Origin of the sequence: Streptomyces sp. NPDC047525, from assembly GCF_040643025.1 — a bacterium.
Classification (GTDB): Bacteria; Actinomycetota; Actinomycetes; order Streptomycetales; family Streptomycetaceae; genus Streptomyces; species Streptomyces durmitorensis.
In genome coordinates this window covers 549,533-566,590 of sequence record NZ_JBEYTL010000003.1, presented here as the reverse complement: position 1 = coordinate 566,590, position 17,058 = coordinate 549,533, and the positions used below count along the sequence as shown (strand labels likewise).

The following is a 17,058-nucleotide window of genomic DNA, read 5'->3' as shown; positions in this document are numbered from 1 at the left end:
GGATGATCGATCAGTGCAGGTCAGAGGGTGTGACTGCATGACAGAGGGGGCGCTACCGGTGGGTAGCGCCCCCTCAAAAGCCAAGGACGAAAGGATGGAAAACGGGACCTAAAGCGTCCCGGGAGTCCCGAGAGTCCTAGGAGTCCCGCTCCCGCAGTGCCTTCTCGATCGTCCGCATGATCTCGTCGAGCGGTGCGTCCGTCCGTGCGACGGTGACCAGGACGTCGCCGCCGGTGCTCACCGAGGCCGCCGGAGCGGTGGTCGTGTCGCGCCCCGCCCCGATGCCCGAACCGAAGGTCCTGCGGACGATGGCGAAGGCATGGTCCAGCTGGGTCTCCACGTCGCCCTGGCCGCCCGCACGCAGCCACCGGCGAAGGACGTGGTTGTGCGCGGTCACCACCGCGGAGGCCGCGACCTCCGCGAGCAGCGGATCGTCGTTGCCGTCGTGGTGGGCCTGCTCGTCGAAGTGGCCCAGGAGATAGCGCGTGAAGAGCCGTTCGTAGCGGGCCACCGAGGCGATCTCCCGCTCGCGCAGCGTGGGGACCTCGCGCGTCAGGCGGTACCGCTCGACGGACACCGCGGGCGACGCGGCGTACATCTTCATGACTTCCTTGATGCCCCGGCACACGGTGTCCAGCGGGTGCTCGTGCGGCGGTGCCGCGTTGAGGACCGCCTCCGCCCGGATCAACGTGTCGTCGTGGTCCGGGAAGATCGCCTCTTCCTTGGAGCGGAAGTGCCGGAAGAAGGTCCGGCGCGCGACCCCGGCCTGCGCGGCGATCTCGTCGACCGTCGTCGCCTCGTACCCCTTGGACGCGAAGAGCTCCATCGCCGCGGCCGCCAGCTCCCGGCGCATCTTGAGCCGTTGGGCGGCGGCGCGGCTGCCGGCCGCGCTCTCCGGAGCGTCGGGCGTAGCGGGCGTACGTGAGGACTTGGCGGCCTTGGGCATGACCCGAACGTACTGCATATGCGCAGCCGAGTGCTCCTGCGGGACGGGGCCGCCCGACGGTTCGAGCAGCCCGCCCCAGTCCGTGCGCTGTCTGCCGTCAGGCGCGCCCCCGTCCGTTTCCGGCCTACCGTCGGGCATATTCGCGGAAGCCGCGGCCGGTCTTGCGGCCGAGGCAGCCCGCGGCCACCAGGTGTTCGAGCAGGGGAGCGGGGGCCAGGCCCGGGTCGCGGAACTCGCGGTGCAGGACCTTCTCGATGGCCAGCGAGACATCCAGGCCCACGACGTCCAGGAGCTCGAAGGGGCCCATGGGGTAGCCGCCGCCGAGCTTCATCGCGGCGTCGATGTCGTCGAGCGTCGCGTAGTGCTCCTGGACCATCTTGATCGCGTTGTTGAGGTAGGGGAACAGGAGCGCGTTCACGATGAAGCCCGCGCGGTCGCCGCAGTCCACCGGGTGCTTCTTGATGGTCGCGCAGACCTGACGGACCGTCGCGTGCACGTCGTCGTCCGTGAGGACCGTGCGGACCACCTCGACCAGCTTCATCGCCGGGGCCGGGTTGAAGAAGTGCATCCCGATCACGTCGCCGGGACGCGAGGTGGCGCGGGCGCAGGCGACGACGGGCAGGGACGAGGTGGTGGTCGCCAGGATCGCGCCCGGCTTGCAGACCTTGTCGAACGCCGCGAACAGCTGCTGCTTGATCTCCAGGTCCTCGGCGACCGCCTCGAGGGCCAGGTCGACATCGGCGAACGCGTCGTACGTACCGGCCGGAGTGATCCGGTCCAGCGTCTTGGCCGCGGTCTCCGCCGTCATGCGGCCCTTGTCGACAGACCGCGAAAGCGACTTGCCGATACGGGACTTGGCCTTCTCGGCCTTCTCCTCGCTGCGCGCGGCGAGCACCACGTCGTAACCGGCCTTGGCGAAGACCTCGGCGATGCCGGACGCCATGGTCCCGGACCCGGCGACACCGACCGAGCGGATGGTGCGCCCGCCGCCCTGCCGGCCGTCCTCCGGCGGGGTCAGCGCGTCACGCACGACGACCGAACTGCCGGGCGCCTCGTACGAATAGAAGCCGCGCCCCGACTTGCGGCCGGTCAGGCCCGCTTCGCTGAGCTGCTTGAGGATCGGCGCGGGCGCGTGCAGACGGTCGTGCGACTCGGAGTACATCGCGTCCAGGACCGTGCGGGCCGTGTCGACGCCGATCAGGTCGAGCAGCGCGAGCGGGCCCATCGGCAGGCCGCAGCCAAGACGCATCGCGGCGTCGATGTCCTCGCGGGACGCGTACTTCGCCTCGTACATCGCCGCTGCCTGGTTGAGGTAGCCGAAGAGCAGGCCGTCGGCGACGAATCCGGGCCGGTCGCCGACCGCGACGGGCTCCTTGCCGAGCGCGTACGCGAGGTCGGTGACGGAGGCGACGGCCGCGGGCGCGGTCAGCACGGACGAGACCACCTCGACCAGCTTCATCGCCGGGGCCGGATTGAAGAAGTGCAGGCCGAGCACCCGCTCGGGGCGCGCCGATTCGGCGGCCAGACGGGTCACGGACAGCGCGTTCGTGCCGGTCGCGATGATCGTCTCGGGGCGCACGACGCCGTCGAGTTCACGGATGAGCTGCTGCTTGATCTCGTACGACTCCGGGGCGACCTCGATCACCAGGTCGGCGTCGGCCGCGGCCTGCAGGTCGGTGAAAGTGCGGATGCGGGCGAGCGCGTCACGCCGCTCGTCCTCGGTGAGCTGCTCACGGCGCACGGCACGAGCGGTCGACGACTCGACGGCGGCGACGGCCTGGGCGCCCGCGGCCTCGCTGATGTCGATGCCGATGACCTCGCGTCCGGCGCGGGCCAGGACCTCGGCGATGCCGGTGCCCATCGTGCCGAGACCGATCACGGCGACGGTGTTCAAGGGAGTGTCCATGCGTGGACTCCAGGAAGTGAGTGACGACTGAGGGGCGCACGCGGTGCGCGGCAACGGCGGCGCGGCGTACGGAAGGTGAGCTGCTGCGTGTCGTGACCGGGCGGCGAGAACGCACACGCCCGTGAGAGTCGACCGGCTCTGTCCCGGAGCCGCGTCGTACTGGGGTGGAGCTGAGGTGCTCGAAGCACCGAACCGACAAGCACTCGCACCGGCTGCGTCACCAGGCCGCTGCGAGGTAAGGAACTGCTGACGGGGAGTGTGCCCCGCTCACATGAGATTAACCGGCGAGTAACGAGCGCGCCAGTCCCCGGGGTTTGTGATCTACATCGCGGATAGGCTCCCCGTCATGGACGTGGAGTTGCGGACGGTGACGGAACGCTTACGCCGCGAGGCGGGAGTCTCGAAGACCTACGAGAGGCTGGTCGCGACCGGCGATGTCGAGGAACTCGCGGAGGTGCTCGCCGCGGCGGGTCAGCCACTGTGGGCACGGGAGCTCGCGGCGGTCCGGCTCGGTGCCGCCGGGGACAGCAGGGCCTTCGAGTCCCTGGTGCTGCTCCTGAACCACCGGGACCCCTCGCGGTGCGCGGCCGCGGCATACGCGCTGGCCCGCCTCGGCGACCCGCGTACGGCACGGGCGGCAGCCGCCCTGGCCACCAATGAGCTGCGCGTCGCCTACGCCCTGCACCCGGTGCGTCTGCTCACCGAGCTGCGCGCGCCCGAGTCGGCGCCCGCCCTGATCACCACGCTGGGGCGCAGGCTCGCCCCGCACGATCCGTACGGGAAGATCGCGCTCGCGTGCGTGGAGGGCCTGGGAGCGCTGGGGGACCCGCGCGCCCGGCCCGTCCTGACGCAGGCGTGCGGCTTTCCGCGCCTCGCGGCCGCGGCGTCCGCGGCCCTGGCCCGATTGCCCGGCTAGCTTGGGCCGATCGGGTCTGCCGACCGGTCCGCCGAGCCGGTCTACAGGACGGCGTACGCCTCTATCTCCATCAGGAACTGCGGCGCGACCAGCGCCGAGACCTGGACCGCGGAGGCGGCGGGGAGGTGCTCCGGATCCATGTACGTGTCCCGCGCCGTCCGGATGTCGGGCATGTATGCCATGTCCGTGACGTAGTACGTCAGCTTCACGACGTCCCGGAAGCTGCCGCCCGCGGCCACGAGGCAGTGCCACAGATTGTCGAACACCTGCCGGGCCTGGGCGGCCGGGTCGCCCTCGCCGACGAGCTTCCCGTCCTTGTCCAGGGCGAGTTGACCTGCGATCGCCACGAAGCGGCCCGTCCCCATGACCACGTGCGTGTACTGGGTGGCGGGGAAGACACCGCTGGGGGCGTTGATGTGGGTCAGTCGGCTCATGGGCCCATCCTGGACCACCGCTGTCTCAACGCCCCCGGCGGGTTTGGCCGTTGCTCAGCCGCGGTAGCCGAGCAGCCCGTGCAGCGCGGCGCCGCGCCCCGAACCGCTCTTGGTGCTCATCGGCTTCGGGTCGGGCAGCGCCTCGCACACCGCGTCGGCCTCGCCGCCGCTCCGCGGCACCTTGCCCTTCCCCAGATAGGCCGCCAAGTGGCCGTCCAGGCAGGTGCTTCCGGAGAGGGTGATGCCGTGGTTGCCGCCTCCCTGTTCCACGACGAGGCTCGATCCGTGCAGCTTGCGGTGCATCGTGACGCCGCCCTCGTAGGGGGTGGCCGCGTCGTCCGTCGCCTGGAAGAGCAGCACCGGAGGCAGATCGGGGTTGGCCACGTTCGTCGGCTCCAGGGAGCCCGTCGGCCAGTACGCGCACGGCGCGTTGTACCAGGCGTTGCTCCAGGTCATGAACGGCGCCTTCTCGTGGACCTTCCCGTTGTCGTCGCGCCAGGTGCTCCAGTCGCGCGGCCAGCCCGCGTCACGGCACTGCACGGCCGTGTAGACGCTGTAGCCGTTGTCGCCCGCGGCGTCGACGGCGCCGAAGTTCTCGTACGCCTCCACGAGCGGATCCGCGTCCTTGTCGTTCACGTACGAGGCGAACGCCTCGGCGAGGAACGGCCAGTAGCCGTTGAAGTAGCCGCCCGGCAGATAGGTGTCCTCCAGCTCACCGGCGCCGACCTTCTCGCCCGCGGGCTTCTTTGCGACGGCCGCCCGCATCGCGTACCACTTGGCCTCGACCTTCGCCGGGTCCTTGCCGAGCCCGTACGTCTTGTGGTGCTTGGCGACCCAGGCCGCGAAGGCCTTGTGGCGGGTGTCGAAGGCGTGGTCCTGCTGGAGGTTGTCGTCGTACCAGACGCCCGTGGGGTCGACGGCCGAGTCGAGGACCATGCGGCGCACGCGGTCCGGGAAGAGCTTTCCGTAGACGGCGCCCAGGTACGTGCCGTATGAGTAGCCGAAGTAGTTGATCTTCTTGGCGCCGAGTGCGCCGCGGATCGCGTCCATGTCCTTGACCGCGCTCACCGTGTCGATGAACGGCAGGACGTCCGCGTACTTCTCGGCACACGCCGTCACGAAGGCCTGCGTCCGGTCGAGGTTGGCCTTCTCGATCGCGGGCGTGGCGGGCACGGAGTCCGGGCGCACCGGGTCGAAGTGGCCGGGGCGGCAGTCGAGGGCGGGCTTGCTCTTGCCGACGCCGCGCGGGTCGAAGCCGATGACGTCGTACTGCGCCGACACCTTCGCGGGCAGCGTCTTCGCGACGAACCCCGCGAGGGACAGACCGCTGCCGCCGGGGCCGCCGGGGTTGACCAGGAGCGGGCCCTGGGACTTCTTCGCGGTGTGCGGGACCCGGGACAGGGCGAGGGTGATCTGCCGGCCGTGCGGCAGGTCGTGGTCGAGCGGGACGTCGAGCGAGGAGCACTGAAGCGTGGGGTAGTCCTTGGTCGCGCACTTCTCCCAGGTGAGGGGGGCGGCGCGCGGCGTGCTCGCGGTGTCGGCGCTCGCGGCGGGTACCGCGGCCGTGGCCATCGAGGCCACCACCGCGGTGACGCCGCACAGGGCGACGGCGCGTCTGTTCATCCGGCCTCCAGGGACGGGGAGTGCGGGCCGCGGGTGCCGCGGTCCCGGCGGCATCGTCCCCGGAAACTCCGCCCAGAAGGTGCGCTTTTGACGACAAATAACCTGAAAGGCGCAGTGTGAAGATCAGAGGAGGGTGAGCTGCGTGCCTCCGGGCCGGGGCTCCGACTCGGGTTCCTCCGGTACGCGGACGCGGCGGGCGGCGCCCCCGCGCGCGGGCCCGATGCCGAATTCCTCGGCCAGCTCGTGCACGTGCCGGGTGATCCGGCGCTGGTACCACTTGGGCGCGTAGGCACCCTCCGCGTACAGCCGCTCGTAGCGCCGTACGAGGTAGGGGTGGTGCTGTTCGAGCCAGGACATGAACCACTCGCGCGCTCCGGGCCGCAGATGCAGCACGAGCGGCGTCACGGAGGTCGCCCCCGATGCGGCGATGGCCCGCACGGTCGCCCGCAGCTGCTCGGGCCGGTCCCCGAGGAAGGGGATCACGGGCGCCATGAGCACCCCGCAGCCGATCCCGTGCTCGGTCAGCGTCCGTACGACGTCGAGCCGCCGTTCCGGAGCGGGCGTCCCCGGCTCGACGGTGCGCCACAGCTCCTGGTCGACGAAGCCGACGGACACGGAGATGCCGACGTCGGTGACGGCGGCGGCCTGGCGCAGCAGTTCGAGGTCGCGCAGGATCAGCGTGCCCTTCGTGAGGATGGAGAAGGGATTCGCGTGATCGCGCAGGGCGGCGATGATCCCGGGCATGAGCGCGTACCGCCCCTCGGCCCGCTGATAGCAGTCGACGTTCGTGCCCATGGCGATGTGCTCGCCGTGCCAGCGGGGCGAGGCGAGCTGGCGGCGCAGCAGATCGGGGGCGTTGACCTTGACCACGATCTGGCTGTCGAAGCCGAGCCCCGTGTCCAGGTCCAGATAGCTGTGCGTCTTGCGCGCGAAGCAGTAGACGCACGCGTGCGAGCAGCCGCGGTACGGATTGACCGTCCACTCGAAGGGCATGCGGGACGCTCCCGGCACCCGGTTCACGATCGTTCTGGCCCGGATCTCGTGGAAGGTGATTCCAGAGAACTCAGGTGTGTTGAAGGTCCTGGTCGTGACCGCGTCCGCGCCGAACAGCGCGGCATTCGCGACACCCCGTGACGGCCCGTCGGCGAGGTTCTCCCAGCGCATGACGCCTCCTCGGTAGCACTGACCACACAATAGAACACATGTTCCCTTGATCGTGCGCGGAGCGGGCCGGACTCTCTCTGCCGCTAGCGTGTGGCCTTCGGCTGACCCACCACTCGACCGGGAGGTCATGACGTGACCAGCAAGTTCACCGAGCTTTCGATCGACTGTGCCGATCCCGGCACTCTCGCCCGGTTCTGGTGCTCGGTCCTCGACTACGAGGTGCAGGAGGAGGATGCGGACGAGGGGGTCGTCATCATCGGCTCCCCTCTGGTGCCCGAGGGCAAGAAGCGACCCGGGCCGGTGCCGCCCGCGCTCACCTTCGCGCGCGTGCCCGAGGGCAAGACCGTCAAGAACCGGCTCCACATCGACGTCAACCCCACCGACAGGGAGCAGGACGAGGAGGTCCGCCGCCTGCTCGGCCTGGGCGCCCGGCATGCCGACGTCGGCCAGACCGGCGACGAGGACTGGGTCACGCTCGTCGACCCGGAGGGGAACGAGTTCTGCGTCCTCGCGGGCCGTCGTCCCTGAGCGGGGCCGCACGCCCTTGCCGGGACCCCGATTTGGGACGCCGGTACGCAGGGTGGTTGGCTTTCCGCGAACCACCCCCCGAGTGACAACCGAGTGCTGGAGGAAGTGCCATGGCGCAGGTCGAGGCGACCACGGAGCGGATCATCGCGGCGCAGCCGGAGGACGTCTTCGACGCGCTTGCCGACTACGAAGGCACGCGCCCGAAGATCCTGTCGGAGCACTTCAGTGAGTTCGAGGTGCGTGAGGGCGGCGACGGCGAGGGAACGCTCGTCCACTGGAAGCTCCAGGCGACCAGCAAGCGGATCCGGGACTGCCTCCTCGAGGTCACCGAGCCGACCGACGGGCAGCTCGTCGAGAAGGACCGCAACTCCTCCATGGTCACCACCTGGACCGTGACCCCGGCGGGGGAGGGCAAGGCGCGCGTGGTCGTCTCCACCGTGTGGAACGGCGCGGGCGGCATCGGCGGTTTCTTCGAGAAGACCTTCGCCCCCAAGGGGCTCGGGCGGATCTACGACGAGGTGCTCGGCAAGCTCGCCGCCCAGGTCGAGAAGTAGGACGAGAAGTAGACCGACGTCTGACCGGTCCTCAACTCCGGTAGCCCATAAGGGTTGTTGTCACGCTCACCGTTTCGAGTGGTTTTCTGTTCGGGCCAGTTGTACGGCGTAGGGCTCCCACCGGCGCATACGTGTGCCGGACACCATGTAGGTGCGACTCGTCGCGCTTGCTCGCAGTTGTCGCGTAATGCGAGAAATGTGCGGCGCAGGCGTGACGAGGGGAGCAGGACGTGGGCGGGACGACGCTGGTGAAGGGCGCCGAGCGGGAAGGTGCCGAGGGGGCCGTGGTGACCCCGGCGCCTCCGGACACCCAGGAGGCGCCACCACCCCAGGAGCATGTGTCGGCGACGGCGGGGCTCAGCCCCGCCCGCGTCCGGATGGTCTTCGTCGGACTCATGCTCGCCCTGCTGCTCGCCGCGCTCGAGCAGATGATCGTCGCCACCGCGCTCCCGAAGATCGTCGGTGAGCTGCACGGCCTCGACAAGATGTCCTGGGCGATCACCGCCTACCTGCTGACGTCCACGATCGGGCTGCCCATCTACGGCAAGCTCGGGGATCTCTTCGGGCGCAAGGGCGTCTTCCAGTTCGCGATTCTCATCTTCATCATCGGTTCCGCGCTTGCCGGTTGGTCGCGGACGATGGACCAGCTCATCGCCTTCCGCGCCATCCAGGGCATCGGCGCGGGCGGCCTCATGATCGGCGTACAGGCGATCATCGCGGACATCGTGCCGCCCCGGGAGCGCGGGCGCTACATGGGTCTCATCGGCGCCGCGTTCGGCCTCGCGTCGGTCGCGGGACCTCTGCTCGGCGGGTTCTTCACCGATCACGTCACCTGGCGCTGGTGCTTCTACTTCAACGTGCCCTTCGGGCTGGTCACCTTCGCCGTCGTCAGCTTCGGCCTGAAGCTGCCCAAGCGCACGACGAAGGCCCGACTCGACGTGCTCGGCGCGCTGTTGCTCGCGTCGGCCTCCACCTGCCTTGTGCTCCTGACCAGTTGGGGCGGCACCGAGTACGCGTGGGGCTCGCGCGTCATCCTGGGGCTCGGGGGCGGGGCCGTCGCCTCGATCGTGCTCTTCGCCGTGGCCGAACGCTTCGCCGCAGAACCGATCATCCCGCTGCGCCTGTTCCGTGACCCGGTCTTCAACATCACCGCCCTGGTGGGCATGGTCGTCGGCGTCGCCCTCTTCGGAGCGGCCAGCTACCTGCCGACCTTCCTGCAGATGGTCGACGGCGCGAGCGCCACCGAGTCCGGCCTTCTCATGCTGCCGATGATGGGCGGCGTCGTCGGCGCCTCGATCCTCTCCGGACAGCTCATCAGCCACACCGGGCGCTACAAGATCTACCCGGTCGTCGGCGGCATCCTGTCCGTCATCGGCATGTGGCTGCTCTCCCGCCTCGAGGCCGACACCCCCCGGCTGCACTACAGCATCTGGATGGCCGTGCTCGGCGCGGGCGTCGGCCTCGTCATGCCCGTGCTCATCCTCGCCGTGCAGAACGCGGTACGCCCCGCCGACCTCGGCACGGCCACCAGCGCCAACAACTACTTCCGGCAGATCGGCGGCAGCGTCGGCGCCGCGATCTTCGGGACCCTCTTCGCCGACCGCCTCGCGGACTCACTCGCCGACCGCATCCCCGCCGGGGCCGGTCTTCCGGACCCCGAGGCCATCACCCCGCAGCTCGTCCACGCGATGCCCGCCCCGCTGCGCGACGGCTACATCCAGGCCTACGCCGACGCGATGCCGCGCATCTTCCTCTACCTGGTGCCGGTGCTCGCCCTCGGCATGCTGATCACCTTCTTCCTCAAGGAGACCCCCCTGTTGTCCAGCGCCGCGTCCCAGGACGCCCCCACGGCCGCGCCCACGTCCATCCCCCCGGCTCGTACCGCCTACGCCGCGGGAGTGCCCGTCTGCGGCACCGTGCAGCACCCGGACGGCACCGTGGTGCCCCGCGCCGCCCTGACCCTCATCGACGTCGCGGGGCAGCAGATCGGCCGCGGCGCGAGCGGCGACGACGGGCGGTACGCGCTCTCCACGCCGGGCTCGGGATCGTTCGTCCTGATCGCGGCCGCGGGCGGCCACCAGCCGCAGGCGGTCACCGTCACCGTGGGGGAGCGCCCCGTGGAGCTCGACGTGGTGCTCGGCGGCGCCGGGCGCCTGGCCGGCAGCGTGGTCACCGCCGACGGGACCCCGGTCAGGGACGCCGCGGTGACCCTCACCGACGTCCGCGGAGAGGTCGTCGCCACCACCCGCAGCGGGCGCGAAGGCGGCTATGTCATCACGGAGCTGGTCGCCGGCGAGTACACCCTCGCCGCCAGTGCGCCCGCCTTCCGCCCCGCCGCCCTGCCCGTCAGCGTGCAGGCATCGCGCGAGACCCGCCAGGACGTCGAGCTCGCGGGCGGCGCCGTCCTGCGCGGGACCGTGCGGGCCGGCGGCGGGCGCCCCGTCGAGGACGCGCGCGTGACGCTGCTCGACGCCGCGGGCAACGTCGTGGACACCCTCACGACCAGTCAGGACGGCACCTTCCGGTTCATCGATCTGTCGTCCGGCGAGTACACGGTCATCGCCGCGGGCTATCCGCCGGTGGCCACCGTGCTCCAGGTCGCGGGCGGCGGGCGCACGGAGCGCGATCTCCAGCTGGGGCACGAGGACTAGGGCTGTCCGCACCGAGAGCAGGCGCCTGTCCGGGCCCCTCTGACGGTCCGGCGGAAAATACCCGCCGGAGGCGCCCCCGCGCGTCCCAATTCCCGCATTGCACCGCACGGCAACCTGCGCCGGTCGTACGGTGGTTGGGGCGGCGCAGGCCTTCGCGGTGCCGCCGGAAGGAGCGAGGCCATGGAATACGGCACCCCGGACGGGCCGGTGGCGCAGCCTGCCATGGCCGGCCGGATCCCCCTCGCCGTGGTGGTCGTCGACGGCGCGGGTCTCGTCTCGCACTGGAGCACCGGCGCACGGAAGCTGTTCGGCTACTCCAGGGAGGCGGCCGTCGGCAGCCCGGCGGGCGACCTGCTTCCGGTGGCCGGCGCGATCCCGGACGAACGCGCGAACTACTCCGAGTACGACGGCCTGGGCCCCGACCTGGGAACCTCCCTCGACGGACGCATCTCGTACCCCGCCGCCGGGCGCGCGCGGCTCTCCGTGCCCGGCGGCGAGCAGGAGCGCGTGGACGTCCTGTGGTGGGCGTATCCGCTCGTCGGTCCCGGACCCGAGCGGCTCCTCGTGCTCGCCGCCGACGCGGACCGGCTCGCCGACGAGGAAGGTCATGAGCCGGGCCAGGTGGAGCGGATAGCACCGGCGTTCGCCCTGCACACGGACTTCCCCGGAGCGGAAGGCCTTGCGCGCGGGCTGCCCGAGATCCTGCCCAACATGAGCGTGGGCGAGAGCTCCCGCATCGTGGCGCAGGTCCTCGAACTGGGCTATCCCGTCCTGGAGTTCAGCAAGCACGACCGGGTGCCCGTCACCCCGGACTGGGGCGTGCCGCGCCGCGCCGAGCGCAAGACACGCAGGCTGCGCACCCAGCGGGCCGCCGCGGAGGGCATCGCGCCGGAGCCCGGCGCAGCGGACGAGCCCGAGGACCTCGAGTACGTGGCGGTGCGCGAGCGCCTGGAGTTCCTGAACGAGGTCAGCGGGCGCATCGGCACCTCGCTCGACCTGTCGCGGACGATCATCGAGGTCAGCCGGGCCGTCGTGCCGCGGTTCACGGACGTCGCGGGCACGTACCTGCGCGAACAGGTCGTCGCGGGCGAGGGCTTCCCCGAGGGTCCGCCGGACGAGACGACCCTGTGGCACCGGGTCGCCGTGGAGCACACGGACGAGCCGGGCCGCTGGGACGACGTCGTGCCCGTCGGCGAGTCCATGCCGTTCCCGTCGCACACGCCGTTCTTCCAGTGCATGACCTCCGGCGATCCGGTCCTCGTACCGCGCATCACCGAGCAGATGGGCAACGCGATCGCCTCGCAGTTCGAGAAGCGGGACATCCGCCCGCTCATCAACCACCGCTCGATGCTCGTCGTGCCGCTGAAGGCCCGCAACGTGGTGCTCGGATTCATGATCCTGCTGCGCCACCAGGAGCGGCCCGTCTTCAACGACATGGACCGCGTCACCGGCGCCGAACTCGCCGCCCGTGCGGGCCTCGTGCTCGACAACGCCCGCATGTACACGTACCAGGAGAGTGTCGCCGACACCCTCCAGGACAGCATGCTGCCGCACATCGAGCCGCGCATGACGGGCTGCGACATCGCCACGCGCTATCTGCCGGGCACGCTCCTCGGCCGGGTCGGCGGCGACTGGTTCGACTCCGTGAAACTGCCCGGATCGCGCACCGCGCTCGTCGTCGGCGACGTGATGGGGCACGGCCTCAACTCGGCGGCGATGATGGGCCAGATGCGCACGGCCGTGCAGACCATGGCCGCCCTCGACCTGCCGCCCGCCCAGCTCCTGCGCAACCTCGACGACCTGGCGCAGCGGCTCGGCGAGCACTATCTCGCGACCTGTCTGTACGCGGTCTACGACCCCATCGCGAGCGAGCTGCACCTCGCCAACGCGGGACACATCCCGCCCGTCCTGGTCCGCGCCGACGACGGGCGCAGCGAACTCCTCGACCTGCCGACGGGCGCGCCCATCGGTGTCGGAGGCGTGCCCTTCGAGGCGGTCACGGTGCGCGTGGCGCCCGGCGACCGGCTCCTGATGTGCACCGACGGCCTCGTCGAGGTGCGCGGCGAGGACATCGGTGTCGGCCTCGCCACGCTGACCGAGTCCGCGGCCCACCCCGCGGCCTCCATGGACGACGCCTGCGACACGATCATCCGGGCGCTCAACACCCGCGGCGGACGCAAGGACGACGTCGCCCTCCTGATGGCGCGCCTGAACGGCATCGCGGACGAGGACGTCGCGGCCTGGCGGTTCGCGCTCGACCCGAGCGAGGTGAGCAGGGCGCGCGAACTGGTCCGCGCCCAACTGCGCATCTGGTCCCGTGCCGCCCTGTCCGAGACCGCCGAGCTCCTGGTCGGCGAGCTCGTCACGAACGCCGTACGCCACTCGCGCGGCCGCGGCGTCGGACTCCGCCTGGTCCGCGCGGGCGCCACGCTGATCTGCGAGGTCGAGGACGACGACCACACCCTGCCCACGCTCCTCAGCGCGGGCCCCGGCGACGAGTTCGGGCGCGGACTGCGGCTCGTGAGCGTGCTCGCCAAGGAGTGGGGCACGAGCCGTACGGCCTCCGGCAAGACCGTGTGGTTCGAGCTGGTGCCGCCGCGTAGGTGAGAGCCCTGAGCGCACCCCAGGGGCGTGCGCTCGGTGAGAACACGGGGAAGGCGCGGCGAATGATTGCGCCGGTCACTTGTCCGCGCACCCCAGGCGCGGTAGACCGATCTTGCCGTCGGCTTCGGCGGTCGTCGTCGCATCCTGGGGAGCAGGGCATGAGCGTCACGAGTCGGTACAAGGATGCCTGGGAGGGGTTCTGGCGGGATGCCCCCGAGGAACCGGGGGCCGTCTTCTGGGACGCCGAACCCGCGCTCACCGTCGGCATCCATCTCGCCCTCTTCGAACCGCACATGGCGGCCGCGGGACTGCCCGTCGTGGACCTCGGCTGCGGCAACGGCACCCAGACCCGTTTCCTCGCCGACCGCTACCCGCGCGTCATCGGCGCCGACCTGTCCGCCGCCGCCCTCGACCACGCACGGCGCGCCGACCCGGCGGGACAGGTCGAGTTCCGTCAGGTCGACGCCGTGGAGAGGGCCGAGGCCGAGCAGCTGCACGCGGAACTCGGCGACGTGAACGTCTATATGCGCGGGGTGCTCCACCAGTGCGAGCCCGCCGACCGTCAGCCGCTGGTCGACGGCATCGCGGCGCTGCTGGGCGAGCGCGGCAGAGCGTTCGTCGTCGAGCTCGCCGAGGCCGCGGGGACGGTCCTGAAGGGCCTCGCCCAGAGCCCCGAGGGCCCGCCGCCGAAGCTGGCGCCGGTGTTCTCGCACGGCATCGCGCCGGGCGAGGTCGCGGACACCGCTGTGCCGGAGTACGTCGCGGCGGCGGGCCTCACGGTGCTCGCGAAGGGTGAACTGCCGCTCACGACCACGGAGTTCGCTGCCGACGGCACGCGGATCGAGCTGCCGTCGAAATGGCTGGTGGTGGGGCGGGCGGAGTGACGTCGGCGGGCATTTGCAGGTTCGCGTCAACCGTCCATAGGTTGACCCGATGGGTCTCTTCGACAAACTGACCGGCACCAGGCACCCCACCAGTGGTGTCACACCGCGTTCGGCCGAGGAAGTCCGGGCCGCGCTGCTCGGGCTCGACGGGCCGGACGTGCCGTATCGCGTGCGGCGCGCCACCCCGGCCGAGAACGCCGACCTCGTGGCGGAGTGGCGGATCCTGGAGCCCGCGTGGCACACGTTCTTCGTCCGCACCCAGCTGGACCGGACCATCAAGACCCGGATGCGCCTGGTGCCGGAGAGCCACGAGGTGCGCACCGTCGACGAGCAGTGGCAGGTCTCGTGGGTCGGGGACACTCCCCGGCTCGCGCAGTCGCGCGAGTACTCGCGCGGGCAGGTGACCATGAAGACCCGGCAGTGGACGTACGAGCGCGGGGCCGACGGCAAGCTGCACAAGAAGGAGACGTTCAGCTTTGACCCCGCCGAGATGAAGGAGCCCCTGCGGGACGCGGTTCTCGGCGCGGGGTGGGTGTGGCGGGGAGTGGTGTTCAAGCTGTGAGCGCGGCCAGCGGCTCGCGGGACGCGGGCCCGGTGAAGCCCCCGCGTCCCGCAGAGATGTGACGGAGGGTCAGGACCGCGGACCTCAGGACGCCTTCGGCGGCCTGATCCGCCGCGCGGCGACCATCCCCGCGGCGGCCAACGCGCCCGTCAGCGCGAACGTGGCCGCCAGGGCGACGGATGCCGACGCCCCGTGCACATCGGCGAGGGAGACCGCCGCGCCGCCCAGGCCGCTGAGCACCGCGACCGCCAGGGTCTGGGCCAGCTGCATCGCGCCGCTCGCCTCGCCCTGCCGGTCGGCCGGTGCCTGCTCCATGGCGTCCGTGGTCGCGGCGTTGAAGGCCACGCCCATGCCCGCGCCGCCGATCGCCCAGCCGGCCACGGCGGTCAGTGCGGGCACGGCGTCGACGAGGATGCCGAGTGCCATCACCACGATGCCCACGAGGAGCACGGCGAAGCCCGCCGCGATCGGCACGGCACGGGAGCGCCCGCCCCAGCGCGCGTCCGCCCTGCCCTGCCAGGCCGCCCCGAGCACCCAGGTGATCGCCCCCGCAGAGAGCCCGAGCCCCGCCTCCGTGGCGCTGAGGCCGCGCAGTCGGACCAGGCCGAGCGGCAGGAACGCCTCGCTGCCGAAGTAGGCCCCGCAGAGCAGGAACCGCAGCACCACGCCGGTCGGCACCCCGGGCCGCACGGTGAGCGTGCCGGGAGGTGTCACCGAGCGCAGCGCGTAGATCCCCGCGGCGGCGCCGATGAGGGCCAGGGGGACGAGCAACGCCGGTTCGCGCAGCTGGAGTCCGGCCAGGAGCACTCCGGTGCCCGCGGCGAGCAGGATGCTGCGGGCCACCGGAGTCGCCCACCACCGGCCGTCCTTGAGCCGCGCCGCGCCGCCGCTGCCCAGGTGGCGCAGGCGCGGCAGGACCAGTGCGGCGGCCATGGCGATCAGTGGCAGGAGGAGCACGAACACGCCGCGCCAGGAGATCCGGTCGGCGATCACGGCGGCGACCGTCGGCCCGACGAGGGAGGGGACGGTCCAGGCACCCGAGACGAGCGCGAACATCCGCGCCCTCAACTGCTGTGGATACGCCAGGGAGATGACCATGTACGCCAGCGCCATGACGGCGCCGACGCCGAGGCCCTGGAGGAAGCGCCCGGCCAGGAAGGCGGGCCAGTTCGGCGCGGACCCGGCCACCGCGCAGCCGACGGCGAAGACGGCCAGGCCGAAGGCCAACGGCCGCGCGGGGCCCCGGAGATCGGCGGCCCGCCCGGCGGCGACCGTGCCGATCAGGTTCGCCAGCATCAGCGCGGACAGGCCCCAGCCGTAGGCACCCAGGCCGCCGAGCTTCCCCGCGATCTCCGGCAGCACGGTGGCCACGCCCATCGACTCGAAGGCCACCAGGCCGACCGAGAGGACGATGCCCCAGGTCAGCGCCGTGTAGGGCGCACGAAGCACGCTCTCGTCCCCGGCGGCACGCACGCTCTCGTCCCCGGCGGCACGCACGCTCTCGTCCCCGGCGGTACACACGGGCTCTGGCGTGGTGAGCGCCCGGTCGGTAGGTGATTCCTGCTCAGGCAAGGTCGCCCCCTCCTTTATGTTTCGATCCGGAACGGAACGAAATCACATGCTACCTATACTGCGTCCCATGGCAACCCTCGACTCCGTCGGCCGCACCGAACGTCCCGCGGGACGGCCCCGCGACACCCGGCTCGACGGGGCCATCCTGACCGCGACGGCGGAGCTCCTGGAGGAGTCCGGCTACGCCCACCTGACGATGGAGGCGGTGGCGCGCCGCGCGGGCACGACCAAACCCGCCATCCGCCGCCGCTGGGCGTCCCGGCAGCGCCTTGTCGTCGCGGCGCTCGCCGAGACCATGGGCACCGCCCCCACCCCGGACACCGGCTGCACGCACTGCGACCTGATCGAGGGCATCGAGACCATCGGCCGCGCCTTCGGCGGCAATCTCGGCCGCCGCACCCTGCCTGCCCTGGTGGCCGACCTCGCCGACGACCCGGAGCTCGACCGCACCTTCGCCGACACGATCTTCCACCCCAGAAGGGCCACCACCGAGGCGGCCCTGCGACGCGGCATCGAACGCGGCGACATCCGCCCCGACGCGGACATCGACCTGCTCCTGGACGTGCTCGCCGCCACCACCTACCACCGGGTGCTCTTCGGCCACGCCCCCGTGAGCGACTCCCTCGCCCATGACGTCGTGATGACGGTGATGGGCGGCGCCGCGACGCCCCGCTGGCGCGGGCACTACCAGCGGCGCCACTCCGACTGACATGC

At 71.4% G+C, this 17,058-nt stretch carries 14 protein-coding genes; 8 read left to right on the top strand and 6 right to left on the bottom strand.

Annotation, left to right across the window (positions count from 1 at the left end):
- Positions 1-136 precede the first annotated feature (136 nt).
- Positions 137-964 (bottom strand): TetR family transcriptional regulator, encoded by an 828-nt coding sequence (locus ABZ833_RS11445; RefSeq protein WP_361044330.1) that lies wholly within the window; start codon positions 962-964, stop codon positions 137-139.
- Between the two features lie 106 nt (positions 965-1,070).
- Positions 1,071-2,852 carry a 3-hydroxyacyl-CoA dehydrogenase family protein gene (locus ABZ833_RS11440; protein WP_361044328.1) on the bottom strand — a complete coding sequence of 594 codons (1,782 nt, stop codon included), beginning with the start codon at positions 2,850-2,852 and terminating at the stop codon, positions 1,071-1,073.
- A gap of 346 nt (positions 2,853-3,198) precedes the next feature.
- Here ABZ833_RS11440 and ABZ833_RS11435 point away from each other — a divergent pair, with 346 nt between their 5' ends.
- Complete coding sequence (locus tag ABZ833_RS11435) at positions 3,199-3,768, top strand: adenylosuccinate lyase (RefSeq protein WP_361044325.1); 570 nt, start codon at positions 3,199-3,201, stop codon at positions 3,766-3,768.
- A 41-nt stretch (positions 3,769-3,809) separates the two neighbouring features.
- Here ABZ833_RS11435 and ABZ833_RS11430 read toward each other — a convergent pair whose 3' ends face one another.
- The 3 genes from ABZ833_RS11430 to ABZ833_RS11420 all read right to left on the bottom strand — a co-directional run bounded on the left by ABZ833_RS11430 (position 3,810) and on the right by ABZ833_RS11420 (position 6,989).
- Positions 3,810-4,202: a RidA family protein gene (locus ABZ833_RS11430; protein WP_361044323.1), complete on the bottom strand. Its 393-nt coding sequence runs from the start codon at positions 4,200-4,202 to the stop codon at positions 3,810-3,812.
- A gap of 54 nt (positions 4,203-4,256) precedes the next feature.
- Positions 4,257-5,825: an alpha/beta hydrolase gene (locus ABZ833_RS11425; protein ID WP_361044320.1), complete on the bottom strand. Its 1,569-nt coding sequence runs from the start codon at positions 5,823-5,825 to the stop codon at positions 4,257-4,259.
- Between the two features lie 123 nt (positions 5,826-5,948).
- A complete protein-coding gene (locus tag ABZ833_RS11420; RefSeq protein ID WP_361044318.1) occupies positions 5,949-6,989 on the bottom strand; it encodes an Rv2578c family radical SAM protein in 1,041 nt (346 codons plus the stop codon).
- A 132-nt stretch (positions 6,990-7,121) separates the two neighbouring features.
- Here ABZ833_RS11420 and ABZ833_RS11415 point away from each other — a divergent pair, with 132 nt between their 5' ends.
- The 6 genes from ABZ833_RS11415 to ABZ833_RS11390 all read left to right on the top strand — a co-directional run bounded on the left by ABZ833_RS11415 (position 7,122) and on the right by ABZ833_RS11390 (position 14,772).
- Positions 7,122-7,517, top strand: coding sequence for a VOC family protein (locus ABZ833_RS11415; protein WP_361044315.1), 396 nt, complete (start codon positions 7,122-7,124; stop codon positions 7,515-7,517).
- Between the two features lie 110 nt (positions 7,518-7,627).
- Positions 7,628-8,071, top strand: coding sequence for an SRPBCC family protein (locus ABZ833_RS11410; protein ID WP_361044312.1), 444 nt, complete (start codon positions 7,628-7,630; stop codon positions 8,069-8,071).
- Between the two features lie 230 nt (positions 8,072-8,301).
- The gene (locus tag ABZ833_RS11405; protein ID WP_361044310.1) at positions 8,302-10,722 is read left to right on the top strand and encodes an MFS transporter; all 2,421 of its coding nucleotides are present in this window, start codon (positions 8,302-8,304) and stop codon (positions 10,720-10,722) included.
- Between the two features lie 180 nt (positions 10,723-10,902).
- Positions 10,903-13,329, top strand: coding sequence for a SpoIIE family protein phosphatase (locus ABZ833_RS11400; RefSeq protein ID WP_361044308.1), 2,427 nt, complete (start codon positions 10,903-10,905; stop codon positions 13,327-13,329).
- A 155-nt stretch (positions 13,330-13,484) separates the two neighbouring features.
- Positions 13,485-14,210, top strand: a complete 726-nt coding sequence (locus ABZ833_RS11395) for a class I SAM-dependent methyltransferase (protein ID WP_361044305.1) — start codon at positions 13,485-13,487, stop codon at positions 14,208-14,210.
- 49 nt (positions 14,211-14,259) lie between these two features.
- Positions 14,260-14,772: a hypothetical protein gene (locus ABZ833_RS11390; protein ID WP_361044302.1), complete on the top strand. Its 513-nt coding sequence runs from the start codon at positions 14,260-14,262 to the stop codon at positions 14,770-14,772.
- A gap of 84 nt (positions 14,773-14,856) precedes the next feature.
- Here the strand turns inward: ABZ833_RS11390 and ABZ833_RS11385 are convergent, their stop codons facing one another.
- The gene (locus tag ABZ833_RS11385) at positions 14,857-16,344 is read right to left on the bottom strand and encodes an MFS transporter (RefSeq protein ID WP_361044299.1); all 1,488 of its coding nucleotides are present in this window, start codon (positions 16,342-16,344) and stop codon (positions 14,857-14,859) included.
- A 67-nt stretch (positions 16,345-16,411) separates the two neighbouring features.
- On the opposite strand from ABZ833_RS11385, the gene ABZ833_RS11380 reads away from it, so the two are divergent.
- Entirely contained in the window at positions 16,412-17,053 is a 642-nt protein-coding gene (locus tag ABZ833_RS11380; RefSeq protein ID WP_249586729.1) for a TetR/AcrR family transcriptional regulator, read from the top strand.
- Positions 17,054-17,058: the final 5 nt, after the last annotated feature.